Origin of the sequence: Bradyrhizobium sp. WSM1253, assembly GCF_000244935.1 — a bacterium.
GTDB classification, from domain to species: domain Bacteria; phylum Pseudomonadota; class Alphaproteobacteria; order Rhizobiales; family Xanthobacteraceae; genus Bradyrhizobium; species Bradyrhizobium canariense.
The window spans coordinates 3,362,834-3,389,177 of record NZ_JH600073.1; the positions used below are offsets into that span (position 1 = coordinate 3,362,834).

The 26,344-nt window shown below is 60.1% G+C and carries 24 protein-coding genes and 1 pseudogene; 8 read left to right on the forward strand and 17 right to left on the reverse strand.

Features of this window, described 5'->3' with window-relative positions; genetic code table 11:
* Nucleotides 1-3: 3 nt before the first annotated feature.
* Genes BRA1253DRAFT_RS17340 through BRA1253DRAFT_RS17365 form a run of 6 tightly spaced genes read right to left on the reverse strand, consistent with a single transcriptional unit; the run spans nucleotide 4 to nucleotide 5,137 of the window.
* On the reverse strand, nucleotides 4-888 hold the full coding sequence (locus BRA1253DRAFT_RS17340; RefSeq protein WP_007596396.1) for a polysaccharide deacetylase: 885 nt from the start codon (nucleotides 886-888) through the stop codon (nucleotides 4-6).
* Nucleotides 875-1,690 carry an ABC transporter substrate-binding protein gene (locus BRA1253DRAFT_RS17345; protein WP_007596398.1) on the reverse strand — a complete coding sequence of 272 codons (816 nt, stop codon included), beginning with the start codon at nucleotides 1,688-1,690 and terminating at the stop codon, nucleotides 875-877. Before BRA1253DRAFT_RS17345 ends, BRA1253DRAFT_RS17340 begins: the two co-directional genes overlap by 14 nt.
* Nucleotides 1,691-1,705: 15 nt before the next feature.
* Nucleotides 1,706-2,470 carry an amino acid ABC transporter ATP-binding protein gene (locus tag BRA1253DRAFT_RS17350; RefSeq protein ID WP_007596401.1) on the reverse strand — a complete coding sequence of 255 codons (765 nt, stop codon included), beginning with the start codon at nucleotides 2,468-2,470 and terminating at the stop codon, nucleotides 1,706-1,708.
* Entirely contained in the window at nucleotides 2,467-3,324 is an 858-nt protein-coding gene (locus tag BRA1253DRAFT_RS17355; protein WP_035993541.1) for an amino acid ABC transporter permease, read from the reverse strand. Before BRA1253DRAFT_RS17355 ends, BRA1253DRAFT_RS17350 begins: the two co-directional genes overlap by 4 nt.
* A complete protein-coding gene (locus tag BRA1253DRAFT_RS17360) occupies nucleotides 3,321-4,145 on the reverse strand; it encodes an ABC transporter substrate-binding protein (RefSeq protein WP_007596404.1) in 825 nt (274 codons plus the stop codon). Before BRA1253DRAFT_RS17360 ends, BRA1253DRAFT_RS17355 begins: the two co-directional genes overlap by 4 nt.
* 35 nt (nucleotides 4,146-4,180) lie before the next feature.
* The gene (locus BRA1253DRAFT_RS17365) at nucleotides 4,181-5,137 is read right to left on the reverse strand and encodes an N-carbamoyl-D-amino-acid hydrolase (protein ID WP_007596405.1); all 957 of its coding nucleotides are present in this window, start codon (nucleotides 5,135-5,137) and stop codon (nucleotides 4,181-4,183) included.
* Nucleotides 5,138-5,288: 151 nt separating this feature from the next.
* On the opposite strand from BRA1253DRAFT_RS17365, the gene BRA1253DRAFT_RS17370 reads away from it, so the two are divergent.
* Both BRA1253DRAFT_RS17370 and BRA1253DRAFT_RS17375 read left to right on the forward strand, forming a co-directional pair.
* Nucleotides 5,289-6,221: a LysR family transcriptional regulator gene (locus BRA1253DRAFT_RS17370; protein WP_007596406.1), complete on the forward strand. Its 933-nt coding sequence runs from the start codon at nucleotides 5,289-5,291 to the stop codon at nucleotides 6,219-6,221.
* Between the two features lie 17 nt (nucleotides 6,222-6,238).
* Nucleotides 6,239-6,958, forward strand: coding sequence for a type 1 glutamine amidotransferase (locus BRA1253DRAFT_RS17375; protein ID WP_007596407.1), 720 nt, complete (start codon nucleotides 6,239-6,241; stop codon nucleotides 6,956-6,958).
* A 110-nt stretch (nucleotides 6,959-7,068) separates the two neighbouring features.
* Here the strand turns inward: BRA1253DRAFT_RS17375 and BRA1253DRAFT_RS17380 are convergent, their stop codons facing one another.
* Entirely contained in the window at nucleotides 7,069-7,536 is a 468-nt protein-coding gene (locus tag BRA1253DRAFT_RS17380; protein ID WP_007596408.1) for a nuclear transport factor 2 family protein, read from the reverse strand.
* 77 nt (nucleotides 7,537-7,613) lie between these two features.
* A complete protein-coding gene (locus BRA1253DRAFT_RS17385; protein ID WP_245285938.1) occupies nucleotides 7,614-8,018 on the reverse strand; it encodes a YbgC/FadM family acyl-CoA thioesterase in 405 nt (134 codons plus the stop codon).
* Between the two features lie 1,215 nt (nucleotides 8,019-9,233).
* Between BRA1253DRAFT_RS17385 and BRA1253DRAFT_RS17395 the strand changes: the two genes are divergently transcribed.
* Both BRA1253DRAFT_RS17395 and BRA1253DRAFT_RS46220 read left to right on the forward strand, forming a co-directional pair.
* Entirely contained in the window at nucleotides 9,234-9,968 is a 735-nt protein-coding gene (locus BRA1253DRAFT_RS17395) for an outer membrane protein (protein ID WP_007596410.1), read from the forward strand.
* A 291-nt stretch (nucleotides 9,969-10,259) separates the two neighbouring features.
* On the forward strand, nucleotides 10,260-10,361 hold the full coding sequence (locus tag BRA1253DRAFT_RS46220) for a hypothetical protein (RefSeq protein WP_369126693.1): 102 nt from the start codon (nucleotides 10,260-10,262) through the stop codon (nucleotides 10,359-10,361).
* A 2,159-nt stretch (nucleotides 10,362-12,520) separates the two neighbouring features.
* On the opposite strand, the pseudogene sbmA reads toward BRA1253DRAFT_RS46220, so the two are convergent.
* Nucleotides 12,521-13,733 (reverse strand): annotated as a pseudogene (gene sbmA, locus BRA1253DRAFT_RS17405) (peptide antibiotic transporter SbmA).
* A gap of 164 nt (nucleotides 13,734-13,897) precedes the next feature.
* A complete protein-coding gene (locus BRA1253DRAFT_RS17410) occupies nucleotides 13,898-14,641 on the reverse strand; it encodes an outer membrane protein (RefSeq protein ID WP_035993548.1) in 744 nt (247 codons plus the stop codon).
* A gap of 860 nt (nucleotides 14,642-15,501) precedes the next feature.
* On the opposite strand from BRA1253DRAFT_RS17410, the gene BRA1253DRAFT_RS43630 reads away from it, so the two are divergent.
* Nucleotides 15,502-15,705, forward strand: a complete 204-nt coding sequence (locus BRA1253DRAFT_RS43630; RefSeq protein ID WP_157158604.1) for a hypothetical protein — start codon at nucleotides 15,502-15,504, stop codon at nucleotides 15,703-15,705.
* Nucleotides 15,706-15,709: 4 nt separating this feature from the next.
* Here the strand turns inward: BRA1253DRAFT_RS43630 and BRA1253DRAFT_RS17420 are convergent, their stop codons facing one another.
* Both BRA1253DRAFT_RS17420 and ybgC read right to left on the reverse strand, forming a co-directional pair.
* Complete coding sequence (locus BRA1253DRAFT_RS17420; protein WP_007596414.1) at nucleotides 15,710-15,991, reverse strand: hypothetical protein; 282 nt, start codon at nucleotides 15,989-15,991, stop codon at nucleotides 15,710-15,712.
* Nucleotides 15,992-16,116: 125 nt separating this feature from the next.
* Nucleotides 16,117-16,560: a tol-pal system-associated acyl-CoA thioesterase gene (ybgC, locus tag BRA1253DRAFT_RS17425; protein WP_007596415.1), complete on the reverse strand. Its 444-nt coding sequence runs from the start codon at nucleotides 16,558-16,560 to the stop codon at nucleotides 16,117-16,119.
* A 357-nt stretch (nucleotides 16,561-16,917) separates the two neighbouring features.
* On the opposite strand from ybgC, the gene BRA1253DRAFT_RS17430 reads away from it, so the two are divergent.
* Nucleotides 16,918-18,201: an FAD-binding oxidoreductase gene (locus BRA1253DRAFT_RS17430; protein ID WP_007596417.1), complete on the forward strand. Its 1,284-nt coding sequence runs from the start codon at nucleotides 16,918-16,920 to the stop codon at nucleotides 18,199-18,201.
* 1,146 nt (nucleotides 18,202-19,347) lie between these two features.
* Here BRA1253DRAFT_RS17430 and BRA1253DRAFT_RS43635 read toward each other — a convergent pair.
* Nucleotides 19,348-19,509 (reverse strand): hypothetical protein, encoded by a 162-nt coding sequence (locus tag BRA1253DRAFT_RS43635; protein WP_157158605.1) that lies wholly within the window; start codon nucleotides 19,507-19,509, stop codon nucleotides 19,348-19,350.
* Nucleotides 19,510-21,135: 1,626 nt separating this feature from the next.
* On the opposite strand from BRA1253DRAFT_RS43635, the gene BRA1253DRAFT_RS17440 reads away from it, so the two are divergent.
* A complete protein-coding gene (locus tag BRA1253DRAFT_RS17440; protein WP_007596419.1) occupies nucleotides 21,136-21,822 on the forward strand; it encodes an HAD family hydrolase in 687 nt (228 codons plus the stop codon).
* A gap of 609 nt (nucleotides 21,823-22,431) precedes the next feature.
* Here the strand turns inward: BRA1253DRAFT_RS17440 and BRA1253DRAFT_RS17445 are convergent.
* From BRA1253DRAFT_RS17445 to BRA1253DRAFT_RS17455, 4 genes are all read right to left on the reverse strand, one after another.
* Nucleotides 22,432-22,917, reverse strand: coding sequence for a hypothetical protein (locus BRA1253DRAFT_RS17445; protein WP_007596421.1), 486 nt, complete (start codon nucleotides 22,915-22,917; stop codon nucleotides 22,432-22,434).
* 16 nt (nucleotides 22,918-22,933) lie between these two features.
* A complete protein-coding gene (locus BRA1253DRAFT_RS17450) occupies nucleotides 22,934-23,128 on the reverse strand; it encodes a hypothetical protein (protein WP_007596423.1) in 195 nt (64 codons plus the stop codon).
* An 87-nt stretch (nucleotides 23,129-23,215) separates the two neighbouring features.
* Entirely contained in the window at nucleotides 23,216-23,857 is a 642-nt protein-coding gene (locus tag BRA1253DRAFT_RS46225; RefSeq protein WP_371261323.1) for a hypothetical protein, read from the reverse strand.
* Nucleotides 23,858-24,343: 486 nt separating this feature from the next.
* Nucleotides 24,344-25,372, reverse strand: coding sequence for an IS110 family transposase (locus tag BRA1253DRAFT_RS17455; protein ID WP_007596425.1), 1,029 nt, complete (start codon nucleotides 25,370-25,372; stop codon nucleotides 24,344-24,346).
* A gap of 144 nt (nucleotides 25,373-25,516) precedes the next feature.
* Between BRA1253DRAFT_RS17455 and BRA1253DRAFT_RS17460 the strand changes: the two genes are divergently transcribed.
* Complete coding sequence (locus BRA1253DRAFT_RS17460; RefSeq protein ID WP_083869870.1) at nucleotides 25,517-26,272, forward strand: amidohydrolase family protein; 756 nt, start codon at nucleotides 25,517-25,519, stop codon at nucleotides 26,270-26,272.
* Nucleotides 26,273-26,344: the final 72 nt, after the last annotated feature.

Genomic DNA, 26,344 nt, shown 5'->3' on the forward strand with positions numbered 1-26,344 from the left:
TGCCTAGCGGTTGCTGGCCTCGTGGCGCAGAAAATTTTCCGCGATCTTCTCGCCGGTCGTGATCCAGACGTCGGGGCACGACTTTGCGTAGGTCAGGAATTCGCGCAGCAGGCGCAGCCGCATCGGACGGCCGCTGCATTGCGGATGCAGCACCGTCGTCACCATCGCGCCCCAGTCTCTGGTTTCGTCGAGCTCGTCCTTCCAGATCGAGAGCACATGTTCCTTGGGGAAGATCGAGCGCGGGCTGAAGCGCGCGGAGAGCCCGTGCATCCAGTCGTCATAGCTCGCCGTGACCGGCAGCTCGATCGTGCCGGGCTTGCCGTCGGCAAGGCGATGGCGATAGGGCCGAACGTCATCACGGAAGGAGGACGTGTAGACGATGCCATGACGCACCAGCGCGACGCGCAGCTCCTCGGTGAACTCGCCGTAAGGCGCGCGATAGCCGGTCGGCCTGACACCGAGCCGGCGCTTCAGCGCCTCGAAGCCGCGTTCCAACTCCTCCTCGATCCAGGGATCGCCGGGATCAGGCAGCAAGTGATGATAGCCGTGATGGCCGATCTCGTGACCGGCCTTGAGGATGGATTCCGCCATTGCCGGATGCGCGTCGACCGACCATCCCGTAACGAAGAAGGTCGCCTTGAGATCGAGCTGGTCGAGCAGCTCCAGGAGTTTCGGCGTGCCGACGCGCGCCTCATAGCCGCCATAGCTCATGGTGATGAGCCGCTGCGCATGTACCGCGTCCTTGCTGGTCCAGGCGCTCTCGGCGTCGACGTCGAAGGAGAGGAACATCGCCGATTTGTACGGCTTCGGCCACGGGTATTCCGGCGCGGGATCCGCGGTGTTGGCCGGAACGAGCGGGATGCTCTTGAGTGCCTTACTGTCCAGCATTGATGGTTGCCTTCTCTAATCCGTTGTCGTTCAGTTTCCACTTGGCAAGCAGGGTACGATAGGTGCCGTCAGCGATCAGCGCATCGAGCGCCTCGACCACCGCCTGCTGCAACGCCTTTTCCTTGACCGGCAGCGCGATGCCCGTGAACTGCGTCGCGAAGGGCTCGCCGACCGGCGCATAGGTGCCCGGCTCGAGGTCCATCAGATAGGGCAGCGTTTCGTTGCCCTGCACGGCAGCGTCGATACGGCCCTGCCTGAGCTGGTTACGCGCATCGGCCGAGCCGTCGGTGCCGACGAACTGGATCGAATTGCTGCCGCAATTCTTCTGGCTCCACTTGTCGATCTCAGCCGGAAACATGGTCCGGCGGCTGGCGCCGACCTTCTTGCCGCATAGCGCCGCCATGTCCTTGAACTCGGACGCGCGGGACTGCTGCACGAAGAACTTTGGACCACTGCGCAAATAATCGACGAAGGACGCGATCTCGTGCCGGCTCGCATAGTCGGTGAAGCCGGACAGAATGGCATCCACCCGGCCCGTCGAAATCGACGGCATGAACTCGGCAAAGCTGGTCTCGGTCCATTCGATCTTGACGCCAAGCTTGCGCCCGAGCGCCTCGCCGAGGTCGATATCGAAGCCCGACAGCGCGTTGGTGGCGGGATCGCGGAACTCCATCGGCGGATAGTTCGGCACCACCGCCACCTTGATGCTGCCGCGCTTGGCGATCTCCGCCGGCAGCTCGATGGCCATCGCCGAGACACTCATGGCACCGAACAGCGCCACAGCTACCAAAAGTCTCTTCATCAACACGTCCCCATTTCAGATCACTGCCGAAAGAAATGCCCTGGTGCGCTCTTCGCGCGGCGCGCCCAAGACATCGGATGCGCGCCCCTGCTCGATGATCGCGCCCTGGTCCATGTAGACGACGCGATCGGCGACCTCGCGTGCGAAGCCGAGTTCGTGCGTCACGACCATCATGGTCATGCCGCTTCGCGCCAGCTCCTTCATGACCGCCAAGACCTCGCCGACGAGCTCGGGATCGAGCGCGCTGGTCGGCTCGTCGAACAGCATCAGCATCGGCTTCATGGCAAGCGCGCGGGCAATCGCGACGCGCTGCTGCTGGCCGCCGGAGAGCTGGGCGGGATACGAGTCCGCTTTGGCCGACAATCCGACGCGCCGCAGCAGCTCGATCGCCTCCGCACGCACCTCGTCGGATTTTCGGCGCTGGACCTGGAGCGGACCTTCGGTGATGTTTTCGAGCGCGGTCTTGTGTGGAAACAGGTTGAAGCGCTGGAACACCATGCCGGTCTTCAGCCGCTGCCGCCCGATCTCGCGTTCGCTGAGCCGATGCAGCCGGCCGCCCTGCTCCCGCACGCCCAAGAGCTCGCCGTCGAGCCAGATGCCGCCCCTGTCGATCGCGGCGAGCTGGTTGATGCAGCGGAGCAGCGTGGTCTTGCCCGAGCCGGAGGCGCCGATCAGACACATCACCTCGCCGGGCCGGATGTCGAGCGAGACATTTTTGAGAGCCTGAAACTCGCCAAAACTCTTGCTGACGGAGCGGATCGCGACGAGGGGTTTTGTCATCGCGCGAGCCGCAACGTGCCGCGCGCAAAACGGCGTTCGAGCAGCATCTGGAGCGGCGTCAGGACCGAGACGACGAGCAGGTACCAGAGCCCGGCCACGATCAGGAGTTCGATCACGCGCGAATTGGCGTAGTAGATGTTTTCGGCGTTGTGCAGCAACTCCGGATACTGGATGACGCTGGCGAGCGAGGTCGCCTTCACCATGCCGATGAACTCATTGCCGAGCGGCGGGATCACCACTCGCATCGCCTGCGGCAGCACGATCCGGCGCAGCGCACGCAAGCGTCCCATGCCGATCGCCTGCGCCGCCTCATATTGCCCGATATCGACCGACAGCATGCCGGCGCGCATCACTTCGGAGGTATAGGCACCCTGGTTGATGCCAAGCCCGAGCAGCGCGGCAAGGAACGGCGTCATGACGTCGACGGCGCGCGCGCTCCACAGGCCGGGAATGCCGATGGTCGGAAACACCAGCGCGAGATTGAACCACAGCAGCAGTTGCAGGATCAGCGGCGTACCGCGGAATAACCAGGTGTAGCCGGCGGCGACGGTCTTCAGCACCGGATTGGGCGACAGCCGCATGATCGCGACGACCACGCCGAGGAAGATGCCGAGCGCCATTGCCAGAACCGCCATCACCATGGTGTTGACGATGCCTTCCAGAATGACCTTGACGGTCAGGAAGCGGCTAACATACGACCATTCGATCTGGCCGCCCGCGAAGGCGCGAACGATCAATGCGAGCACAGCAACGATCAGCGCTGCGCTGAGCCAGCGAAACCAATGCGGCTTGCGCGCGATCCGCATCCCCGACAGATCGGGAAAACCCTCCGCGAGTGCCGGTGCCGGCATCATTGCGCCGCCGCGTTCAGCATGGGCTGGGCGACCGCGTTGGCGCCGAGACCCCATTTGTCGAGGACAGCCTTGTAGGAGCCGTCGGCGATCATCGCGGTGAGCTTCTCGGTCACCACCTCACGCAGGGCCGCATCGTCCTTGCGGAACATGATGCCTTGATATCCTTTGGCAAAGGGCTCGCCGATCACGCGGTATTTGCCGGGCTCCTGCGTCTGCGCATAAGGCAGCGTCTCGCTGCCTTGTACGGCGGCGTCGATGCGGCCCTGCTTGAGCTGGTTGCGGACGTCGATCGAGTTCTCGCCCGGCACGTACTGGATCGCCGGCTTGCCGGCCGGCTCGCAATTCTGCTTGCTCCACTTCTCGATCTCGACCGGGAAGCTGGTGCTGCGGGTGGTCCCGACCTTCTTGCCGCAGAGATCGGTCGCAGCTTTGGCTTCGTTCTCCGCCATCACGAAGAACTGTGGGCCGGTCCCGAGATAATCGACGAAATCTGCGGTCTCGCGCCGCGAGGCGCGATCGGAGATGCCGGAGATGATGAAATCGGCGCGCTTGGTCTGAAGCGACGGGATCAATTCGGCGAACGGCGTCTCGCTCCAGACGATCTTCACGCCGAGGCGCTTGGCGAGATCGTTCGCCAGATCGACGTCGAGCCCGACGAGCTCATTGGTCGCGGGATCGCGATATTCCATCGGCGCGTAAGTGGAGTTGACCGTGAGCTTCAACGCGCCCGCCTGCTTGATCTCGGCCGGAAGCTCCGCCGCCTGCGCGGACGTCGCGGCCGCCAGCGCTGCGATGCCGAGGAAATACGAGAGGCGCGTCATATCGGCTCCTTTGCCAACGTTGTTGGAACATCCTGTCAGTCCGCGTCGAGAACCGCGGGTTCGATGACGCCGGCGCGTTCGGTGATTACCCTGTATTGCTCCGGCCGCCGGTGCGCGGCGAAGTTGAACATCTTGTCCTTGCCCTGGCGGCAGAGGTCGAGATCGATGTCGGCGACGATCACCTCGTCAGTCAGCGTTGCGGCCTGCGCCACGATGCGGCCATTGGGATCGACGATGCAGGAGCCGCCGATCAGCCCGGAGCCGTCCTCCTCGCCCGCCTTCGCCACCGAGATCGCCCAGGTTGCGTTCATGTAGGCGTTGGCCTGCGTTACCAGCGTAGAGTGGAAGGTCCGCAAGGAGGCATCTTCCGTGCTGCCGCCATTGGGATCATAGGCCGCCGAATTGTAGCCGATGCAGACGAGCTCGACGCCCTGCAGGCCAAGCACGCGCCAGGATTCCGGCCAGCGGCGATCGTTGCAGATCATCATGCCCATGATGGCGTGGGCCCAGGCCGAGCCGGAGCGGAAGGCCGGAAAGCCGAGATCGCCATATTCGAAATAGCGTTTCTCGAGCTGCTGGTAGCGCGCACCTTGTCGCGGCTCGACCGAGCCCGGCAGATGCACCTTGCGATAGCGGCCGAGCAGCTCGCCATCGCGGTCAACCAGGATGGCGCAATTGTAGCGCCGTCCATCCGGCGTCAGCTCGGCATAGCCGACATAGAAGCCGACGCGCAGCGCACGCGCACGGTCGAACAAGGCGGCGACGTTCGGGTTCGGCATGCCGCGTTCGAAATAATGGTCGAGCGCCTCGCCTTCGAGCAGCCAGCGCGGAAAGAAGGTCGTGAAGGCAAGCTCGGGAAACACCACGAGGCTGGCGCCGCGGCCGGCCGCCTCCTCCAGCAGCGCGAGCATCCGCGACAGCGTATGCTCGCGTGTATCGGCTTTTTGCGTCGGCCCCATCTGTGCGGCGGCGGCGCGAAGGACACGAACCAAGATTGCCTCCAATCTGTGCGCAGTGCCGCCTCAATGGGCGGATGAACCCTTTGATGCGACGTGCAAATCCGCTGCCATTACGCGGAAGCGGGGCTGCAAAATCAATTCGTTCTGCTATGATGTTTTGGCCCAGAGTATAATCGGCAGTGATATGAACCTGCGTCAGCTCGAGATTCTCCGCGCCGTCATCCGCCACCGCACCACGGTTGCGGCCGCTGACGAACTGGCGCTGTCGCAGCCCGCCGTCAGCAACGCGCTGAAGACGATGGAGGCGCAGGCGGGTTTTGCGCTGTTCGAACGCGTCAACAACCGGCTGTTTCCGACCACGGAAGCGATGGCGCTCTACAAGGAGAGCGAGGCGATCTTCGCGCTGCACGCAAAGCTCGAGAACCGCGTGCGGGATCTGCGCGAGAACCGCTCCGGGCATCTCGCGCTGGTCGCGACGCCGCCGCTCGCCTACAGCATCATCCCTTCGGCACTGTCAGCCTTCCTGCGCCGCCGCCCGGAGACGCGGGTGTTCTTCGACGTGCGGCGCTATGAGGGCATCATCGAAGGCGTGCTCAACCGCGTCGCCGAGCTCGGTTTCGCGCTCGGGCTGACACATCATCCGGGCATAGCCCATGAGGTGGTGCACACCGGCGAGATGGTGTGCGTGCTGCCGCCGCAGCACCCGCTCTCCGACCGGCCCGTGATCTCGGCCGCGGACCTGTCCGGCCTGCCCTTCATCGGGCTCGAGCGCGGCACGCGGCTTGGTGAGGCCGTGCGCGACAGTTTCGCACGCGCCGGCGCGCCGTTCCAGCCGACCGTCGAGGTGCGCTACTGCAACACGGCCTGCGTGCTCGCCGCCGCCGGCGTCGGCGCCGCCGTGGTCGATCCCTTCTCGCCGCGGCAGAACGGCGGGACCGGCCTCGTCGTGCGGCCGTTCGCGCCGACGACGCACGCGGTGGCCTATATGCTATGGTCGGAAGCCGAGCCGCTGTCGCGCCTGGCCAAGGCGTTTCTCAACGAGGTCCGGAAAGAGAGTGTGCTGCTGGAGCGCACAGCGCCACACCAGCAACATGGGTCAGAAAGCGACCAAGCTTGAGCTTTACCAGAGGGCGCATGGCACGCATCACTATCATCGAGACCGGGCAGGTCCCACAGAAATATCGCGAGCGCCACGGTTCGTTCCCCGACATGTTCAAGCGCATGGTCCGCGCTGAGGATCCGACAGCCACGATCGACATCGTTAGCATCCCGAGCGGCGATGCGCTGCCCGATCCGCGCAATTTGGAGGCGGTGCTGATCACCGGCGCCGCCGCCGGCGTCTATGACGGGCTCGACTGGATCGCGCCGCTGGAAGATTTCGTGCGCACGGCCTACGCCAGCAGGACACCGATGGTCGGCATCTGCTTCGGTCATCAGCTGATCGCGCAGGCGCTCGGCGGCACCGTACGCAAGTCGGAGAAGGGCTGGGGCATCGGCCGGCACGTCTATCAGGTGCTGCCGGACAACGGCGTCGTCGACGGCGAAGCGGTCGCCATCGCCTGCTCGCATCAGGACCAAGTGATCGAGCCGCCCAACGATGCGCTGACGATCCTCTCCTCCGAATTCACCCCGCACGCCGGCCTGCTCTACGCCAACGGCGCGACGCTCACCGTGCAGCCGCATCCGGAGTTCGACGTGGAGTTTGCGCAAGTGTGCTGCGAGCTGCGCGACGGCAAGGCGCCGGACGCCGTCGTTGCCACGGCGAAGGAGTCGCTGGCGGAGCCGATGGACCACGCCAAGCTTGGTGGGGCGATTACGAGATTTCTGGCGCGCAGGCCCATCTCCTCATCCTGAGGAGCGCGCCATTTGCGCGCGTCTCGAAGGATCGAGGCCCCGCTACAGCAACGGGGGCCCGCATGGTTCGAGACGCCGCTTCGCGGCTCCTCACCATGAGGCTTGAAATCTCAGAACGGATCGGTTCCCAACCCCGCCACATCCGCCGGCCTCGGCCCCGGTGCCGGCCAGTGAAACCGCCGGTCCTTCTCCGTAATCACCACGTCGTTGATCGACGCTTCGCGCCGCCGCATCAGGCCGTGCTCGTCGAACTCCCACTGCTCGTTGCCGTAGGAGCGATACCACTGGCCGCTCGCATCGTGCCATTCGTACTGGAAGCGCACGGCGATGCGGTTTTCGTCGAACGCCCAGAGGTCCTTGATCAGGCGGTAGTCGTGCTCCTTCTCCCATTTGCGGGTGAGGAATGCGACGATGGCTTCACGCCCCTGAAACATTTCGGAGCGATTGCGCCAGCGGCTGTCCTCGGTATAGGCGAGCGAGACGCGCACCGGGTCGCGCGAATTCCAGGCATCCTCGGCCATGCGGGCCTTTTGCGCTGCGGTCTCACGGGTAAAGGGCGGAAGCGGCGGGCGCGACATGAGGACCTCATCGGTTGGCGGGAGTGCAATCTATCGCCGCGCGCGGGGGAGTCGAGGGGCCGCCCGCTATCGCCCGATCACGAAATCAGATCAGCCTTCATCAAGGCGCGGATCGATTTCGGGATCGGCTGGGCGCGGCCGCCGCTGATGAAGGCGACGCGTACCTCGGCTTTGACCAGCACGTTTTCCCCGCGCCGCACCTCCTGCGCCAGCATGATCGAGGCGCCCTTTACCGCGACCGGCCAAGTCACGACATCGAGCACGTCGTCCATCCGGGCAGGCTTGAGGAAATCCAGATGCATCGAGCGCACCACGAAGGCGAAGCTTGTGTCTTCCGCCTCGGCCTGCTCGAACAATGCCTGCTGCTCGGCGCCCATCAGCCGCAGATGATTGGTCCGTCCGCGCTCCATGAAGCGCAAATAGTTGGCGTGATAGACGATGCCGGAAAACTCTGGTTTGACGATATCGCAACAGAATGCCAAGTTCTTGATTTCGTTGGGGCGCTGGAGGGCGATAGCGTGAACAAGCGCAGATTTTTCTACGTCCCTTTCATGGCGAGCCGCAGCGCCTTCGGGATCAGCTTCAGTGTTCACCTAGCTCGCCTCGAGAGAAATGTCAGCCCGGCCGCGAGCATAGCGGCCCGAAGGGGCATGCGGGACGAGTGCAGCGACAACACCGGTGTTTGAGCGGTACGCGGGAACGGGGCCGTGATAACGCTCGCCACAGGCGAGCCCGTTTTCCGAGTGCCCCCGGCGAGGAGCACTTTATGGCTTGCGCGAGGCATCGTGATCCGAAGGGCCGAGACAGCATGGCTCGGCAAGCTGGCTCATAGAGCCCCGTCCGCGGAGCGGACGCGCCCACAACCTAATTAGACCCGTACTTGTGCCATGGGCGAAACCGCGGCACTTATGAGCCTGATTTCGGGAGATCCTATCGCGGACCTCACACCACTGACCCACATTAAGAACGTGTGCGGTTATTTGCGTGAGAGTTTCCGGGTTCGTTGCTCCGTCGGCGCCGCCCCTGACCGAAAGCCCAACCGATCGCTCCTGCTTTGACGGTTTCGTCCGCGGAGCCGGAGCAGGACTGGCGTGTATCGTACTCCGTCAACCCAGCTCCATGGCCTGGCCGGAATAGTCGACGAACAGCTTCTCGCCGGCGACATGGACCTGGGGACAGGATGGGCTTGAGGGGGCCGGCCCATTGCTTGTAGCGTTCGCATAGCTGAAGCAGTCGGAGTTAGGCAAAAGACCAAGGTAGCTGGGTTGCAGACTGTCAGCGGTGCGCGCCTCCTGGTTCCCCCCGATCGCAATCGCTGAAATAGCGATCACGATCGGCTGGAAACGGTGATCACGATGCTCTGGAATGGGCGATCACGATGGCTTGGACTCCGTGATCACGAACGGCTGGAACACGCACTTACCGGGCGCCCCGTCGACCTACCACGCTACTACGTCGCGACGTGGAGCGATGCCGTCAAGCTGTCGGGTGCGCAAGAGGCAGGACACCGCGCTGATCTACGCTCGCAAGCGAAGGGGCATGTCAAGGAGTTGGAGATATGTGCAACGCCGCAACCTGACGCGGCGTTTGATTCACGCATTTCTTCCAGCGCCAATGTTGCGATGCAGTTACAGCAATTTGCGTGCACGTTGTTAAGACGCAGCCGGCTCGGGGGCACTCAAGACATGGAAATAGAAATGAAGAACTTGTTGCTTATGACAGTCAGTACGGTGGCGCTTGCTGCGGTGGCCCCCGCATTCAGTGCTGATCTGCCTGCGCAACCCATCAGGCCTCTCTACACCACCGCTCCAGGACCTGTCGCGGCTGCAATCTACGATTGGAGTGCTTACTATTTCGGCGTGAACGGTGGTCTGAGCTCAGGCGAGAGTTGTTGGGAGTACCTTGGCAGCACGCCCGAGGGCTGTCATCATCCGACAGGCGGTAGCGTGGGCCTCCAGATCGGCTATCGATGGCAGATGGGCCAGATCGTGCTGGGTGTTGAGGGCCAGGGCAACTGGGCTGATTTGACCGGGTCCAATCAAAGCATCGCGTTTTCCGATACTACCAACCAGACTAAGATTGACGCGTTCGGTCTCATGACGGGGCAGATTGGTTATGCCTTTGGGAATAACGTACTTTACGGCAAAGGCGGCGCCGCAGTCACGAGCAACATCCATCAGATCAGCTCGACCGTGGCAGGAGCCGCTAGGAAAAGTGACGTTCTTTGGGGCGGTGTGTTGGGGGTCGGATTCGAGCACGGCATCGCACCGAACTGGACGGTGGGCTTCGAGTACGACCACCTGTTCTTCCAACCCCGCACGGTGAAATTCAGCGGGAACATTGGTGGGGCCGATCGCATCCGCGAGGATCTCGACCTTATCACGGTACGGGTCAACTATAAGTTTGGCGGTCCGATTCTCCTGAAATATTGATCCCTAGTTGCGTCGATGGCCCCGGCCTAGCCGGGGCCATTTGAAGGGAAGCATGGCCCGCTCAGAGCCCGGCCATTCAGGCAATTCCGACGTGAGATTCAAGCGCCGCCTGCGCGATCCCGGCCCCTTTCGCTGGCCTGCGACCCCTCCTTCTCCGGACGGCAAGCTCAGCACTTCGCGGGGAACCGCCGGCTCAGCGCTGAGCACACTCGACACCGAAAGTCAGCCGTAATCGTGGAGAGGGGTAGTCGCAAGGGCGACGAGCTCGGAACCTGCGTCGATGCCGCGGGAATGATACTGCTTGGCTTGCGGCTGCCGCCTTGCCAGGGTAAGCGGCGCATCGCCGTCGCAATCGAGGCAGACGAGATCGTCGAACACAGCTGCCTCCGCTGAGGCGGCCACGGCAAGAGTCCGCCTGCAAGCGTTGAGGACATAATAGATCGACTCATCCGCGTCTTCGCGAACCCGGACGATAGGCAGCTCGGCTTTCCAACATCTCACCGGCCCGTCCGATCTTTCGGATCACTCGGCATCGCCCGCTTCGGCTACTAGCGGCAACCGAGCAGGCGAGCAGCCTGCCCTCCGACATCGCCGATATCGCGCGCCAAGCGCCGATGCGGACAGAGGAGAAATCCATCTGTGCCGCGGGCGGGGCGCAATGACGTCAGTGAAAGCCGCGGACACGGGCGACCTCATGATGAAGCAAGGCGGCATCCACAGCAGGACTGACCCGAGTTTCTCCGGCCAGGACGCCATAACCCTCGCGCTCAGATGGCATCGCTGCCGGGCGCAAGCTCCATGGCCGGGCAGACCTCTAATCTCGCGTCGCCTTGCAACCCGCCGAAACCCAGGCGGTCAGCCACGCCAGAGCGCGGGGAATAGGTTTGGAGTTCATTCTCGGTCCTTCACACCTCGAAGGGGTTCTGCAGTTCGCACCCGTAGCAACCACAACAGGATTCCTGCAGACTCCGTAGCGCGAGACGCGTCAAGACAGTTGGATCCAAGTGACCTTTTGCGGCCAGAGCTAATACCTTTTCGGCGAGGCACGCCTTCAACGAAGACGTCCGGTTTGCTTCGGGCACCATCCCGATCGCATCGTCCAGAACACCTCGCAACAAAGCGCATAGTTTGGTTTTCGGTGTCATGGCGCTAATCCAAAAACAACGGAGATCTGGCCGACCTCGGCTCCGGCCCGCCTGGCCGGTGGCCCCCGGAAAGCCGTGCGGAATAAACCTTCTTCGCTCCAGGGAGCGGGAGGAATAAGGGAGACGGCCGAGCCTTAGTACAAGAGCTAGGTTTCGGTAATGTGACAGTTCGTGCTCCGCTCATTCTGGATGCATGACGGCTTAAGAAAGCATCCTGCGGATAGGTCCTTTGGTTTTCAAGTCGACGCTTGCTGACGCTATCAACAAAAGTTCGTAAAGCATTTGGTGAGGATCGCCGAGCCGTGAATTGGGCAGCCTTAGTGGATTGCTTGTTCCGATCGCGCCAATTCCAGCTTAGGAGCTCGTCGCGCCTTTTGAGCCGGATGTGCGGCGCGGTTGCTATAGTCGGCGAGCCACGCTTGTGAATCCACGCTGCTCAATCTGGCGGTCATGTTCACGGCCAGAGCTCCGGCTCGGCGGAAACGGATTGGTCCGCAGGCTCAGAGTTGTCAAATCCCGGTTCTGGTAGTTGAAACACGACGCAACATCATCTTGAACTCTTCTGGCACGGTTCACAGTTGAGCTTACGGTGATAAGAATTTCTCTTCGAGATAATTTCGGCGTGCTCCGGCCAGCCCAGCTTGTCGCCGTCCAGGATCGCTGGTTCGAGTGGCTCGATATTCGCACCGAAACTTTCGCCCAGCTGCGCGATCCAGTGACGCTAGAACGTGCTTGGGTGCCACTGGGCTCGATTACCGTTCCGCCAGAACCAGAATGGACACCAACACATCCGGCGGTCACCAGGGCTCGCCGCCCCACATAATGCCTACCCCCCTGTTTAGCACCGTATTCCATGGAGCGGATCAAGTTTGAAGCATCCCGCATGGTCGTCCTGGCTAGTCAGTCACTGTCCGGTGCCATGTGTGACACAATTATGATTGCTCGCGGGACAACACCGTTGAGGCGTGTCTGACTCACACTGTCGAACTTACGACACGGTGGTACTTATTTGTAGAACTAGGCGGTGTGGACTCTGAGAACCCATTTCCAGGAGAAAATCAGATTCATGGCTGTTTTCTCGGAGCAAGTCTTCGGTGTCATGAACCCGCTGGGTCGACCGGAGGTCGAACGCGACGCGGCTGCTTTGTAGCTTACCCGCGGCGGCTGTAATGGCCCCTACAGCCATCCGCCGCCCCTTTGCCTCAGTCCGCGCGCTGCAACAGCGCGCTAGCCGTCATCCACAACAACACGTCACGGGGGTTCCGATATGCAGCTGCTAAGTTCCTCCACGCCGAGCGCCATTCTCTCGAGTGCCCCTTCTCACAACTTAAGCAATTCAGCAGCGTTGCGACCGATTGACGCGGAACGGAAGGTCAGGTGTCCGTCAACACCCTACAGCTATAGGAATCATGTGGCTTGCTTCCTTATCTCGATCGACGGCAGTAGCCCACCGTGGATCTTTGCCTCAAAGCTCCGCAGGCGCTGATAAATCGAGATCAGTTCGACGATCGTGCTCCAGGAGTTGACGAGATACTGAAACGAGGTTCGCACTTGCTTGAACGCGTTGAGGATCTGGTTCATCGCGCCGAGGGTGATCCTGCCCGCGATGATTGTGGGCGCAAGCAGCAGATAAGGAAAGATGACGTCAGTCTGCAGATAGACGATCCGGCCGATATTGAAGTACATGAAGTTCAGATAGAGCCGGAAGTAATTCCTGCGAATGTCTCTAAACAGTACGCTCAATGTCGGCGCATTGGCACGCGCCGTATCATCCTCGCCGAGCACGAGCTCCTTGCGATAGGCCGCTTCGACCCGTTGGTTGAAAAATTCAATTCCGGGCAGGCGGATGCCAATAAGCGCGAGAACGCCGGTGCCCAGGATCGACCAGATGACCGCGGCGAACACCAGCGGATAGGAAATCGAGCCGAACAGAGGCAGCTCGGTGACGTTACTGGACAACCTCACCAGAACCGGCAGGAAGGCCACCAGTGTCAGCACCGCGCTGATGAGATTGACGCCTAGACCTTCCATGGTGCTGGCAAAGCGCATGGTGTCTTCCTGAATCCGCTGGGAGGCGCCTTCGATCGTGCGCAGCCGCGGCCAGTTGGCGACATAAAAATCGTTCATCGCCGTGCGCCAGCGGAAGATGTAGTGGCTGACGAAGAATCGCGTCATCACGCCGACCACGACGGCCACGAGCGCCTATGCCGGCAAAGGTCGACAACTCGCTGTAGAACTGCTCGACCGTGACCGGCGCCGACTTCGAAAGCGCAGCCTGGATCATGTCATAGAACGGTCCATACCAGCTGTTGATCGCGACCGAGACCTGGACCTGAAAGTAAGAGGTGAACAGGATCAACGCCGAACCAAGAATGGACCACGTCGCCCAGGGATGCGGGGCAAATAACATCCATGCCGCCGCGAACGCCGTAACGGTCAGCGCAAAATAGAGATCAAACCACAGCGCCGAGGCCGACCAGAACGTCGCAATCCCGACCGGCTTCTCCGGGGCTGGAAAGAGATTGCCGGCAAATACATACCAAAACGCCATCGCCAACGCCGTCCAAAGAATTGACGACGCAAAGAACAACTTTGGTCGAGGGAAGAATGAAACGAACATGCTCGCCGTCCTTTATCGACTTAGAACTTCAGCTCAGAAGATGAACTCGCCGCGGTTTCGCTAACTGTTCCTGACTTCCGGTCACCCGCCAGTCGCGTCGCACGCGCGATGCCTGAAAGGCCCCGGTCTAGCCGGGGCCTTCGATTCACCAGTCCGACTTCAGATCAATATTTGAGCAGAATCGGGCCGCCGAACTTATAGTTGAGCCGCGCAGTCACAAGATCGAAATCCTGGCGGATGCGGTCGCCGCCCAGCGAACCAGCAGCCACGACAAAGTTCACGTCGGCATCCCGCATGAACAAGTGGTCGTACTCGACGCTTACCGACCAGTTCGGCGCGAAACCGACTTCGATCCCGGCGCCCACAGTAGCACCCCAAGGGCTGCTATCAGCGCCCGCGAACTGCGCGCCCGTGACTGCGGAGTTGACTAGATACGTGTTGCTCGCCACTGCGACGCCGCCCTTGGCGTAAAACAGTACGGTGTCGAGCGCATAACCGATCTGCCCAGTCATCGTACCGAACGCACCAATCTTGCTCTGGTCGACATCGCCGAACGCAATGCTGACGTTGGATCCGCTCAGATCAGCCCAGTTCCCCTGACCTTCAACGCCCAGCACGATCTGGCCGATCTGCCATCGATAGCCGATCTGCCCGCCGACGGTAATGCCGGTGGCATCATGACAGCCCTCAGGGGTGCGACCATTGTAGTCCCAGCAATTCGAGCTTGAGCCCAAGCCGCCGTTCACACCGACGTAGAGGCCGCTCCAGTCGTAAATTGCAGCCGCGACAGGCGGCGGAGCTTTGGAGTAGAGAGGTTGGACGGGCTGCGCAGCCAGGTCTGCACCGGATGCGGACGCAATTGCGCCAAGCGCCACAATGCTCACAGTCGTAAGCAAGAAGTTCTTCATTTCTACTCTCATGTCTTGAGTGCCCCGAGCCTCATGCGTCTTAACAACGTGCGCGCGAATTGCTGTAGCTGCGTCACAACATTCGTGCCGAAAGAAATGCGTGAACCGGACGCTGCGTTAGGTTCTGCGTTGCAGATCATTCCCAAGTGTCCCCTTACGGAGGCCACCATGGGCGGAGCGCCACATCGGCATGCGTTTCTTGGAATCCCGGGCCCACCTTGATATCCCGCATTCCAAGTTCGGCGGAGACATCGAGCAGTTTGCTGACGGAATTTGTCGGATTCCATTCGCTTCTCGTCAGTCCTGTACCAATCGAGCAGAAATTCAATCTTCAGATATTTGATGCCATTGTCTTGAAGAATGCGTCTCATTTCCGCAAAACCAATCTTGCTTTGCGCGACCATCGTGTCTTCGTAGTGAAGACCGAACCCGTTGAGCCCCGCGCGCGCTGCCCCTTCGACCCTGCCTTTGAATTGGAATGGAGTGACCTCAGCAGGCCCCCAGCGGGTAAACGTGCCCCGAAAGCGCGAAATACGAGATCAGAAGCTCTACGTCATTAGCCACGGCACTATCCTCGCGCGTTCAAGCGGTGAAGTAAGGTATGGCAGCCCACAGACCACCGGTTGCCATTCTGATATCATGGCACTCGCTGACATAAAGTGGGCGCCCCACGAAACAGTTTTGCCTATTGGAGGCCCGGACCAACTTCGAAAATCGCCGCGCGGCCCTTCATTCGATTGGCGGCGCATCCGGCGCAATGTGGTTGTCGGCACGGCACGCGGCATGAAGAGCGCTAGCCGATGCGCGGTCTCGAACGTAAGCGGCATTTCCGCGACGATATCCATCCTCTTTGAGCGACGGTGAATGACGATCGCTCGATCGTGCTGATCCGCATTCCAGAAAACAACATAAAGATTGTACCTTCTAATGAATCCGACAAACGTGCCTTTGATGTTTTCAGACCCAAGGACGAGGCCGCCGGCCGCCTTCGATTGGGCCGGCTCCTGGACCGTCTTGACCATCTCGTCGAAAATGATCGCGCTCGGTTCCGCCCTCTTACATGATTTTTTATCCGGAGTGGCAAGAGCACCGAGCGTTGGCGCGCAGCCCGGAAACCATCCGCCTCGCTGCCGTCAGCCAGATGGAGCATGGGGCAATGGAGACGGTGCCGCCATTTGAGAAGAGCCGCGAAATGCGATCGCGCAAGTTCGCCACGGCAGCGCCGCCGGGATAGCCGCGCCAGTCGCCAATCGGCCCGTCATCCTTGACGTGGGTTTCGCTGTGGTCGCTGTGACCAAAGCGGCCGACGAAGTCCGATTTATTTTCGTTCTTCGCCGGCTTCTGATTCATTCGGCTGGACTGTGCAATTGAGCCGCCCCGGGTTTGCCGCAGCCCATTTGCTTTAACTTACGCCGCCATGATGACTTGATTTCGGTGGAGCGCTGCAAGGCAAACGCGTGAATGAGGCGGCAGATTTATCTATGCCCTTCCATAGCGAGCCGCAGCGACTTCGGGATGCGCTGCGCCTTTCCAGCTGAGATAAACGCTACCCGTACACGTGCTGTGACCAGGAGATCGTCGCCACGCCTGCATTCCTGCAGCAAGGCAATCGACGCGCCCCTCACCTCTTGCGGGACTGTGACGACGTCAAGAATGTCATCCAAGACCGCCGGTTTTAGAAAATCGATCGTCATCGAGCGCACAACGAAGGCAACACCGGGCGCATCGTTCTTGGCTTCTTTGAGTAATGCTTGCTGATTCGTTCCGAGCAGGCGCAAGTAGTTCGTTCTGCCGCGTTCCATGAAGCGCAAGAAATTTGCGTGATAAACAATCTGGCCGGAGTCGGTATCTTCGAAATAGACCCGGATCTGCATATGATGGCGGCCGTCGCGAATTTCGCCATCAAGAGAGGCTCTCACGGTGTGGTCCCCTTGCTGCCCTTTTGGGACCCATTGTCTCGCACAAAGGCGCGTTCCAGAGCAAGCGCCGAGGGGCTTTGGCTTTGTTCGCGCAGTCGGAGCTCCGGCGCACCGCCGCGTGGGTGCTGCGCGTGCCCTCAACAGATCAACAACTTAGTAGCTCGGCCTGATCTTCGGGGTGATGACGAACTGCCCTTTTGGCCTGCGATTTGCCTGCCGGTGTGGCGCTGGCACGTCAGTGTTGGATACTAGGGAGGTCCGCTTGGATACTAGAGAGGTCCGCCAGAACTTAGCGGTATTCACGATGGCTGCTGGAGCTCGGGTCGATCAAGAAGCTACTTGTAAGAGGATTGGCGGATGCGAAACAATCGACGATCACACGGACTGTGGGTGCTGACTGCGCCACCAGCGCCACAAACTGCTCCACTTACTGATGAAATTGCAGCGGATATCGTCGTGATTGGCGGTGGATATACCGGGCTGTCGGCGGCCCTTCATCTAGCTGAAGGTGGAGCGCGTGTTGCGCTTTTGGAGGCGTCTGAAATAGGATTCGGCGGGTCCGGGCGGAACGTCGGACTCGTGAATGCGGGCATGTGGCTCATGCCTGAGTCGCTTCCGGCCGCGCTCCGCGCGCCTTTTGGAGAACGGTTACTTGAACAGCTCGGCCGCGGACCGCAGACGGTATTCGAGCTCATCGAAAAGCACCACATCGAATGTGAAGTCGAACGTGCCGGCACCTTGCATTGTGCGGTCGGACGTAAGGGCTTGGAGGAGGTTGAGGCCCGTGCCGAACAGTGGCAGAAGCGTGGAGCGCCCGTCCTGGTGCTAAATGCGGAGGCAACACGCAGCAAAGTAGGCGGTGGCGACTACACCGGCGCGCTGCTCGATAAGCGCGCCGGCACCATACAGCCATTGGCTTATGTGCGAGGGTTAGCGCGGGCCGCGCTTGCGATGGGAGCCAGGATATTTACGCATAGTGAGGCCGTCATGGCGCAACAGAATGGTTTCCGCTGGAGAGTCGGCACCGAAAGCGGATCTGTAGAGGCCGACTGGGTGGTCGTCGCGACGGACGCTTATAGCAAGGGACTTTGGTCTGAGGTACGGCAGGAACAGATTCAACTGCCCTATTTCAACTTTGGCACGCCATGTCTGCCCGATGATCTGAGAAAGTCGATCCTGCCTGAGCGGCAGGGTGTGTGGGACACTCGAGAAGTCCTCTCTTCGTTTCGTCTCGATCGCTCCGGGCGACTCGTGTTTGGCAGTGTTGGTGCGCTTGAGGGGATTGGGCGATCTATTCACCGCGCTTGGGCCCAAAGATCGTTGCACAAGCTTTTTCCAGGACTTCGGGGCGTCCAGTTTGAAACCGGCTGGTTTGGCATGATTGGAATGACCTCCGACAACTTGCCCCGGCTTCACAAGCTGGACCGCCAAGTCATCGGTTTCAGTGGCTATAACGGCCGCGGAATCGCCCCAGGCACTGTGTTTGGCAGTGTTTTGGCTTCGTATGTATTGGGGCAGATCGCGGAGAACGACCTGCCGTTGCCGGTCACCGCCGTTGAAGCCCAGCGCTTTCGTGCAGCGCAGGAGGCGTTTTATACGGCGGGCTCCCAGCTTGTTCACCTGATGGATTCCTGGTTCTGATCACCCCAGCAACCCGGTTGGCTTCACAAGCTGCCCTCGCTCGAAGCATGCCGGTCCTCGTGATGTTGTTATGATGTGTTCAAGGGCGCCGTCATGGAACTTAGCATACCTCGGGTAGACAATCGGATGGTGAAACGACGAGCTTGCGACGGGTGACGTTCATGACTCGAGCTGTCGGTTCTCCGCCGAATGCCAGTCCGCACCGTGGAGGCGGATCATCTCCCCGACGGATCGCTCGATGAAGACGCGCTCAACGCAAAAGCCGGCAGTGACCGAAGCCGCACTTTAAAAGGGTTTCTCGATATCGCGAGACACCAGCGCGAAGGCCCACTCCAAACTGGAAGCGCTCATGAGTTGCCGTCACGGCGGTCGAAAGGGAAGCACCAGCCTGTGAGGCGAGTTCTGCGTCATTTCGTTTCGCTGAACCCGTCTGGAAACTCCCTTATGATGGACAGGGCAACTTCGCCTCCCTGCTTTATCCCGGCATCGTAGTGCTAGATGCCAGCGCGGCTTTCTGTTGGGGTGTCATAATTAATCCATGCGCCGAGCGCGTGCGGTGCGCGGCGAAATCTCTTCCGAATAATGAGGTTGTCCACAGGAAGCTGTGAATAGCCGGCGTAAGGTTCCGCTATTTGCGGTTGCACGCCGGGAAACGTGTTCCACTGCTCGTAACGAATCGGGGAGAACCGCCAGCTTGCGACTGGCGGCCCCGATTGCCCGCGCAACGCTGCGGACTGCGGGCCAAACGCTGATGTTAGCAGCAACAGCATTAGATTCGGTAAGCCCCGAGAGGTCAAGTCCGGCTTTACTCTAGTGACAGAAGTCGAATGGCTACCTATAAGAACGCCAACTACCTACCGCAATCTAACAGCGACTGTTTCGATCAGGATCAAGGGCCGGGAGTCGCGGCTCCCTTTGCCCGATGCACGGGCTGTCATCGCGAAATCGGAATTGCAGCAGGCCACACATTGCCTCCGCAAAGCAATCATGCGCATACGTCAGCACAAGCACCATTCGATGGCGTCTGATCGTATGGGCAGATCACAATCCGAAGTGAGCGACCGACAACAGCGGAAGTCCGGTTCAGCCGGGCTTCTACACTCTTGTTTGGAGATGCCCATTCAGGCGAGAGTACTTGAGAATGAGCTAGAAGTATTTCGCGGCCGGGTCTTCAGCATCTTCCACTTCCGGCATCATTACTTTCGATGCATCGGACAGCGAGCCGCCAATGGAATTCAGCATCATTCTGAGAAGATTCAGAGCTTTCGCAAACGTCTTCGCCTCCGATTTGCCGCGCAACCAGCCCACTTGCCATTGCCACTAGCGTCCGGTGGCTCCGGGTTGAACCATCGAAGGTCATCAGACAGCGTTCGCCGCGCCTCGCGCTCGTGCGGTTTGCCTAAGCATTTCGGCGGTTCGCCTAACGGACCCAAGCCGTTTGGCTCTTTGCGGCCCGAAAATCGTTTTGGATTCTTGCGAGTGCGGCCGGTCGCCCGGGCTTTGCTGAGAGGAACGCATGCGCGTGCCATTGAAATTCATTCCTTTATATAAATTGGCTATGGGGACTCCATTTGCAGCTGTGCGCGTGAACGACCCGGTCGGTGTTTGGGTTGGCCGTTCTGTGCCTTTCGAGATGCCCTACCCATGTGGAACCACGCGAGCGCGACAAAGATTGCAATCAGGTGCATGCTCCGAACAAACATCTTCTCGGAAGCAACGGCAATACGGGCAACGGCGATGAATGAAGTTACGATGCTCAACGCGGAGTTAGATCGCTGCAAGGCTGAGCTGAGGGACCTTAACGCGAAGATGAGCTCAATTTCCTGCACGCAGCCGGTGGACATGACCGCAGTCGAGGACGTGGCGAGGCGAATTCGCCAAATTGCCGAACGGGTCGAAGTCTTGACGCGCACCATCCTCCACGGTCCACAAGCCGGAACACAATAAGGCTGCCAGGGGCGCTGCCGGGCGGCCAGTTACAAAGTTAACCCGGCAGGGAGATGCCCAGGTTAGATCATATTTCTAAGCCTTGCGTGTTCTTGCAGCAGCTCAACTTCTTCTGTCTGAGCCCCTGTTGCTTTCGTCAACTGTCGGCCACCTAGTCTTGCGAAGCGATTCGCGATCACCGTAGGTCGCAGGAACGTGCGCTTTTAGATGACGTAACGTGCGCGACACGCGATGCAGCTTCTGCGCTGCTACGGTCGAAAATGTCTTAAGCGGGCAGATATTCTGGCGGGAATTGTGCGAGGGCTTTAGCCTCTTCGCCCTGCCCGTGCGTTGGATGTAACCGTTGACATAAGTGCGATGCCAAGGGCCGCGTCCCCAAGCCGGATGATGAGCGGACCTGAGGCGCATTCTGCGAAGCTCGAGTCTGCCAAGGACCGCGAGTGCTCGCCACGAAAGATCGCTTCGCGGTCCTCAAATCGCGTGTTGCTCAGGCAGTCGCCTGCTGAAGCCCGACTTCCCCATGCCAACCGGAGCGTCTTCAGCGCAAAGGCCCCGTCTCCATGGAGCGCCGCCCGCGAACACTTGCGAATGGCGCCTCCTTCATACTCAACATTTCGCGTTGTCGTGTTCAGCCGTATCCGGCTGAAGACGTTAATGTCGGAGACCAGACACTAACGCGCGAGTATTCCGTCGCCTGAGCCGAAGAACATGGTTTTGCCCTCTTCAAGCGGGGCTCGCAAATGGCTTTGGTGGCACGTGGATTGCTGGGACACCGAAAAGAGCCCGTACGATCATGACGGCCTCGCAGTCGCCGGCCCAGGAGTCCAAATGAAACTTGCTCGATTGATCGCGGGCGTCAATCATCTCCATTCTCGCCAGCATTTCAACTCATCTAGTGTGTCGATGCCCATGCCGTAGTAGTTCGGTGCTACTATACGTGGCGAACGACGGTGGCACCCGCACGGAATCTATGCTTAAGGTCAGATCATGAAACCGGTTCTCGTCTTCGATTGGAATGGAACGTTGCTCGATGATGCATACGCACTGCTCGAAACCACCAATGCAATTCTAGATCGCTTTGGTCGTACAACGATCGACATGAAGACGCTTCGGGAACATTGCGACGTTCCGCTGTCTCTTCTTTATCGCAGCCTCGGACTATCGCGAGACGAGCTTGCGACGGTGGATCGCGATGGGAGTGCAATGTTTCACGACGCCTATGAGGCTCTTGCGGGCAGAGCCGATCTACGCGAGGGCGCGCGCAGAGTCTTGGAGTTGGCGCGCCGAGAAGGGGCTTCGTCCATCATCGTGAGCAACCATATAGTCGACCCTCTGCGCTACCAATTGAGAAGACTTGGAATCAATGACTGCATCGACGATGTGCTCGCGTTCGAAAGCCGCGACACGCAATACAAATCGACAAGCAAAGGAGAGCGACTTCGTCTATACATGCAGAAGAACAACTTGAAACCAGCGTCAACTTTCATCATCGGCGATATGCCGATCGAAACGGATATTGCACGGAATCTCGGACTGATAAGTATAGCCATTACCGGGGGATTTGTTTCCGAGGCGCGCCTGCAAGCGGCGCATCCAGACTACACGATTAACAACCTTCATGAGCTGTTGCCAATCTTACGAAGCTACGGTTTTTTTGGAATGCACAAATCATGATCGGCGAAGATCACCGCACAGCGTCTGTAAAACCTTGATCATGTCGTCCATGTTGAACGAGTTTATCTCGGCGATTCGAACTCCGCCTTCGACATCGCACGCGTCGCATGGCTCAACTCAGTCGCGAGTCCAGCATCTGCAATACCGAACCCGTAATCCGGTACCTGCCGCACTCGCGGCATTCCAGGCGCCTGTAGTCGTCACCGGTGGACTGCTCGAGGCTTGACGATGCCAGATCGAACAATAACCCATCTCTCACCCACACATTGCCGCTCTTACGACCTCAGCGATCCCAGATAGTCGAGCGTGTTGGCAAGCGTCACATTGTAGAATCGGAGAGCAACTTCACCCCGTGCGTCGAACGCTGACCCCAGCTATTCCATCGCAAGTCAGTACTGGTCTGGACGAAATCAGCAGTAGGCCGGGGTCATGGTTGGACGCTGACGGGGCCAGTTGGGCATCCGGAACTCCGCAACCGTAACAGCACCAGCGCTCGTGCCGCACGGTACGCCAAAGGCACCGGTTCGGTTTGACGCGCGGGTCGCGCTGCCGGATGGAGATGCGCTTCGCCGCTGCTGGCGGACATAGTCCAATTCGCTCCCACACCCCCTACCCAGGGGACCTGTTCGTGTGCGCCACAGGCGAGTCAACGACCTGACTTTCTGAGCCGCTGGGAGAACTCGGCGGCTGCTCCTCAAGATGCATGCGCTCGCGCGCGTTCGCGGGCTTCGCGGCGACGCTGGAAGCGCTCGCGTCAGCGGTTCGCTCGTTCCGAGGGCTGGGCACCGATGGCACCGCCCCGGCCGTTTCGACTGGGACCTTCTCCGTCGGCTCGTCTTGGCCTCGGCGCGCCTCCATGGTCTCGAGCACAACTCGCCCTCTCACCGTGATTCTCCAACCGCCGTTTTGGCGCTCAACGAGGCCGTCCGAAAAAATGTCCAGCCCGGGAACGCGCGCGGCCAGCCGTTTGGTGCGCTCGGCCCATTCCGGGCCGCTGGTCGCGAGGATTGCCATGTCCCGCTTGAGGTCCGCCATCACGGCAAATCCTTGGGGGTAACTCACCAGGATCTTCAAGACTGTGACCTGGAAGTTCACTCCGCACCTCGCCCGATCAACGCCACATGATCGACGCTCGGGCCAGGGCTTTACGCCCTATATGCCGCAGCAGCTTCGGCGTTGTTTCGTCGGTCTTTGCGGCTTCGACGATCTCGGAGGCCAAACCAGCGCCGCTCCCCTTGCGCGGAAGCGTCTGGCAGACCTCGTCAAGTACCGCTTGCGATAGAGCGGTCGTGGGGTGTTCAAACATGGACGCCTATCCTACCGTAAGTCTTTCGACCTTGGGATTCCCGCAGTTGAGGTAAACTCTGCCGCGTTGCGCACGAGGGCTCGCGCTCTACTGATGTACCGCGGTCTTGATTCTGATCGATGCGGACTCAAATTGGTAGGCCGAGCTGCAGCTCGGCCTACGGTTCGCCCTGGCGTGAAGACAAGAAGGCGGATCGGCTTTGGAGCGGGTATCTCGTTTGAAGGAAGACGAGCGACAAGTTTCGAGCTCGCAGCGGCTCGAAATCGGGACGCGTCCGGTCCTGCTCCGCGTGATGATCTCGAGATCGTTGAACCTGCCCCTCAGTTTAACCGTCCGGCCCCGCGAACCTTTGTCCTCGCAGTGCCTCCAGACCTTCTCGATGAGCGGCTGTGCCTTCCTGACAACGGGGGGGGGACGCCGGGGTGTCGACACCCAGTCAAGGCGATGCCGGTGATCTTGACGACGCGGCGCCGCGTGCAACCGCCCGCAACTGACTGGAAAGCGCACACAGCAAATATCAGTCTCCTCACACCGGCGTCGGACTTGAACGCTTCCCCGATGGCAGCAAGCGGACTTTCTACGTGGCCACCCCGCGCCGCAACAATGTGACGAATTCATTTGCATATCCGTCACGTGCAGCGACGCTGCCTGCATCAGCCGAGCGACTCGGTCGTAAGCTCGTCGTGCAGCAGATGTTCGCGATTGAACATGAGAGGCCTCCATCATCATTCAACATTCCGCGTTTGTCGTGTTCAGCCGTGTCCGGCTGAAGACGTTAATGTCGGGGACCAGACACTGAGGCGCGAGTATCCCGCCGTTGCGCCGAAGAACATGGTTGTCAATCGGCCCTTTAATTGCGGTTTGTTGTCAAGCTACCATTCTTCCTCTCTCGAGTGACACGCCGGTAGCGATTGCTCCGTCGGAGCTGGTCAGGTTGCGGAGACGGAGCGATCGCGGATGGCGAGACGATTGCCTAGCGGGCTTGGCAATCGACGTCGTTGGCGGCTTCGTCGGGTTGGGTTGATGTCGTAGCTGGGGTCATGGTCCTTTCCGAGGTCGCGAGCGCCTCATGATGATGTCCGGATCGGGCGCCTCAACGTTTGCAGCGGAGTGCGGGCGAACCGCCACCAGCCGATTGACCGAGGTCACCACGACCACCGTCCCAGCGGGACATCGCCAGTCCGGCGGACCGGACCAGGAACTTGCGAGCAAATATCAGATTGGCTTCGGCTGGCCCCAGTCGAACGACGTGCCATCGACCCAGATGCAGTGGAGAATCACGGCGATCTTTCGGGCGATGGCGACCTTTGCCTTCTTCATGCCGATCCGCTTGGCGAGCTTCATGCCCCAGGCCTTTAGGGAAGACCACTTTTTGGTTCGATAAAGAAGGACAGTGGCGGCCTCGAACAAGTAAGTTCGGAGAAGCCGGTCGCCCCATCGAGATATCTTTCCGTTGGTGTCGGTTTCGCCGGATTGGCTGCGCCTCGGCGTAAGGCCTAGGTAGGCGCCGACCGTCGAAGCCGATCGGAAGCGCGAGGGGTCATCGATCGTGTGGCGGAACGTTAGGGCCGTCACGACACCGACCCCCGGGACTGTCATCAGGCGACGCGTCGTGTCGTCCAGCTTTGCCAACCGGCGGACCTCGTTGTCGAACTTACCTTGTTGTTGACAAACGTTCTCATGGATCGAGAGCAGCGGCGATATCACGCTGAGAAGCAAATGATCGACGCCCAAGAGTTCGCTGACCTGGTTGCGGAATTGTTGGCCGATCGCGCGAGGGAACAGCAATCCACATTCCTTGATCAAGCTGCGAACTTGGTTCTCGATGTCTCGGCGCATGGACACTAGCCGAGATCTGGCGACAAGGATCGCTCGGATCTTCTGGCTTTCCTCACTTTTGACTTTTACCTCTCGATACCATCCAACCCGCACCAGTTCGGCAAGCCCTCGCGCATCATTCTGATCGCTCTTGTTCATTCGGACCGACAAAGCTGCGTGCGCATGCCGAGCGTCGATGCAGACCACCGGAAGTTCAACCCTGCGGAGTTCATGCCATAGCCAACTTGCCATCGCACCGGTCTCGAAGCCGATACGCTCGGCATGAGGCGCATGTTTGTTAAGCAGGTCAGTCAAGGCACCAGGATTAGACCTGGCTTTCCCTTCGAATATTACTTGACCGGTCTCGTTGACAACGCACACAGCGGTTTCTCTCTGTGAGACGTCCAGCCCGACATACTGCTTCATGGGAGCTCCTTCGAATCATTTGATTGCGAGGGCTCAACGATAGCGGAGGTTGTCTGCCACGAGCGCCGACCGCAATTACGTCATCGTTTGCAAATTTTGGACGCCGATCATCCCCCGGCTTAGGGGGTCAATATTGCAGGCCGAATGACAACTGATTCCGCGGCTCATCGCGAATACACCATGCTGAGCAAGGAAATCCTGCGGCAGAAGGACCTGAAGACCGGCATCGAGTCCGCCATCGAGCGAGAAGGTCTCATCCTCATACATGGCACGGCGCTGCGAGACCAAGATTTCAAAGGCATGAAGGAGAGTAAGGTTGGGCTAGTGTGGTCTCCACGCAGCAACGATGAACTATACGGCTCGACGGTTAACCTCGCAGCCGCCCATCTAGCGGGCATCGACATGGCAATCGCTCCGGATTGGAGCCCGTCTGGCAGCGCCGGGATGCTCCAAGAGATGGGCTACGCCGCGCGGCACTACGGCGTGAAGTCGGACGACCTTATCAAGATGGCCACGTCAACACCGGCGAAGATGGCGCGCATCTCAGACCATGTCGGAAGCCTTGCTCCGAACAATTTCGCGGATTTTGTCGTCGTCAACGTTGCCGTCGATCCGACAAAGCCAACTGCTCTCGACCCTGTTGTTAAGGCCACTCCTGCCGACATTGCATTGGTCGTGGTTGGCGGCCAGCCAATCTACGGCGATCCTGCACTGTTGACCCAGCTGCTACCGACTGGAACGGCGGTTGATCAAATGACCGTTTGCGGTGCAACGAAGGCTATCTATCTCGGCCAAAGCGAAGCAGGCGTACGCGGCTGGAGCGTGGCAGAAATCAAGAAGGCGCTAAATGCAGCTCTTGCGAAAGGAAGCTCGAGCCTGCCTGACATTGAGTGCGACTGATCATCGTCATAAGTCTTCTCTCGAAGTCATTGCAGCATCGGTTGGTTCTTTCAACGGTGCTTACAAGCAAAG

Excerpts from the sequence above, each read along its gene's own strand:
- BRA1253DRAFT_RS17340 (WP_007596396.1), bottom strand. The coding sequence starts at position 888 with ATGCTGGACAGTAAGGCACTCAAGAGCATCCCGCTCGTTCCGGCCAAC.
- BRA1253DRAFT_RS17345 (WP_007596398.1), bottom strand. The coding sequence starts at position 1,690 with ATGAAGAGACTTTTGGTAGCTGTGGCGCTGTTCGGTGCCATGAGTGTC.
- BRA1253DRAFT_RS17350 (WP_007596401.1), bottom strand. The coding sequence starts at position 2,470 with ATGACAAAACCCCTCGTCGCGATCCGCTCCGTCAGCAAGAGTTTTGGC.
- BRA1253DRAFT_RS17355 (WP_035993541.1), bottom strand. The coding sequence starts at position 3,324 with ATGATGCCGGCACCGGCACTCGCGGAGGGTTTTCCCGATCTGTCGGGG.
- BRA1253DRAFT_RS17360 (WP_007596404.1), bottom strand. The coding sequence starts at position 4,145 with ATGACGCGCCTCTCGTATTTCCTCGGCATCGCAGCGCTGGCGGCCGCG.
- BRA1253DRAFT_RS17370 (WP_007596406.1), top strand. The coding sequence starts at position 5,289 with ATGAACCTGCGTCAGCTCGAGATTCTCCGCGCCGTCATCCGCCACCGC.
- BRA1253DRAFT_RS17375 (WP_007596407.1), top strand. The coding sequence starts at position 6,239 with ATGGCACGCATCACTATCATCGAGACCGGGCAGGTCCCACAGAAATAT.
- BRA1253DRAFT_RS17380 (WP_007596408.1), bottom strand. The coding sequence starts at position 7,536 with ATGTCGCGCCCGCCGCTTCCGCCCTTTACCCGTGAGACCGCAGCGCAA.
- BRA1253DRAFT_RS17395 (WP_007596410.1), top strand. The coding sequence starts at position 9,234 with ATGAAGAACTTGTTGCTTATGACAGTCAGTACGGTGGCGCTTGCTGCG.
- BRA1253DRAFT_RS46220 (WP_369126693.1), top strand. The coding sequence starts at position 10,260 with ATGATACTGCTTGGCTTGCGGCTGCCGCCTTGCCAGGGTAAGCGGCGC.
- BRA1253DRAFT_RS17410 (WP_035993548.1), bottom strand. The coding sequence starts at position 14,641 with ATGAAGAACTTCTTGCTTACGACTGTGAGCATTGTGGCGCTTGGCGCA.
- BRA1253DRAFT_RS17420 (WP_007596414.1), bottom strand. The coding sequence starts at position 15,991 with ATGAATCAGAAGCCGGCGAAGAACGAAAATAAATCGGACTTCGTCGGC.
- BRA1253DRAFT_RS17430 (WP_007596417.1), top strand. The coding sequence starts at position 16,918 with ATGCGAAACAATCGACGATCACACGGACTGTGGGTGCTGACTGCGCCA.
- BRA1253DRAFT_RS17440 (WP_007596419.1), top strand. The coding sequence starts at position 21,136 with ATGAAACCGGTTCTCGTCTTCGATTGGAATGGAACGTTGCTCGATGAT.
- BRA1253DRAFT_RS17450 (WP_007596423.1), bottom strand. The coding sequence starts at position 23,128 with ATGTTTGAACACCCCACGACCGCTCTATCGCAAGCGGTACTTGACGAG.
- BRA1253DRAFT_RS46225 (WP_371261323.1), bottom strand. The coding sequence starts at position 23,857 with ATGATGATGGAGGCCTCTCATGTTCAATCGCGAACATCTGCTGCACGA.
- BRA1253DRAFT_RS17455 (WP_007596425.1), bottom strand. The coding sequence starts at position 25,372 with ATGAAGCAGTATGTCGGGCTGGACGTCTCACAGAGAGAAACCGCTGTG.
- BRA1253DRAFT_RS17460 (WP_083869870.1), top strand. The coding sequence starts at position 25,517 with ATGACAACTGATTCCGCGGCTCATCGCGAATACACCATGCTGAGCAAG.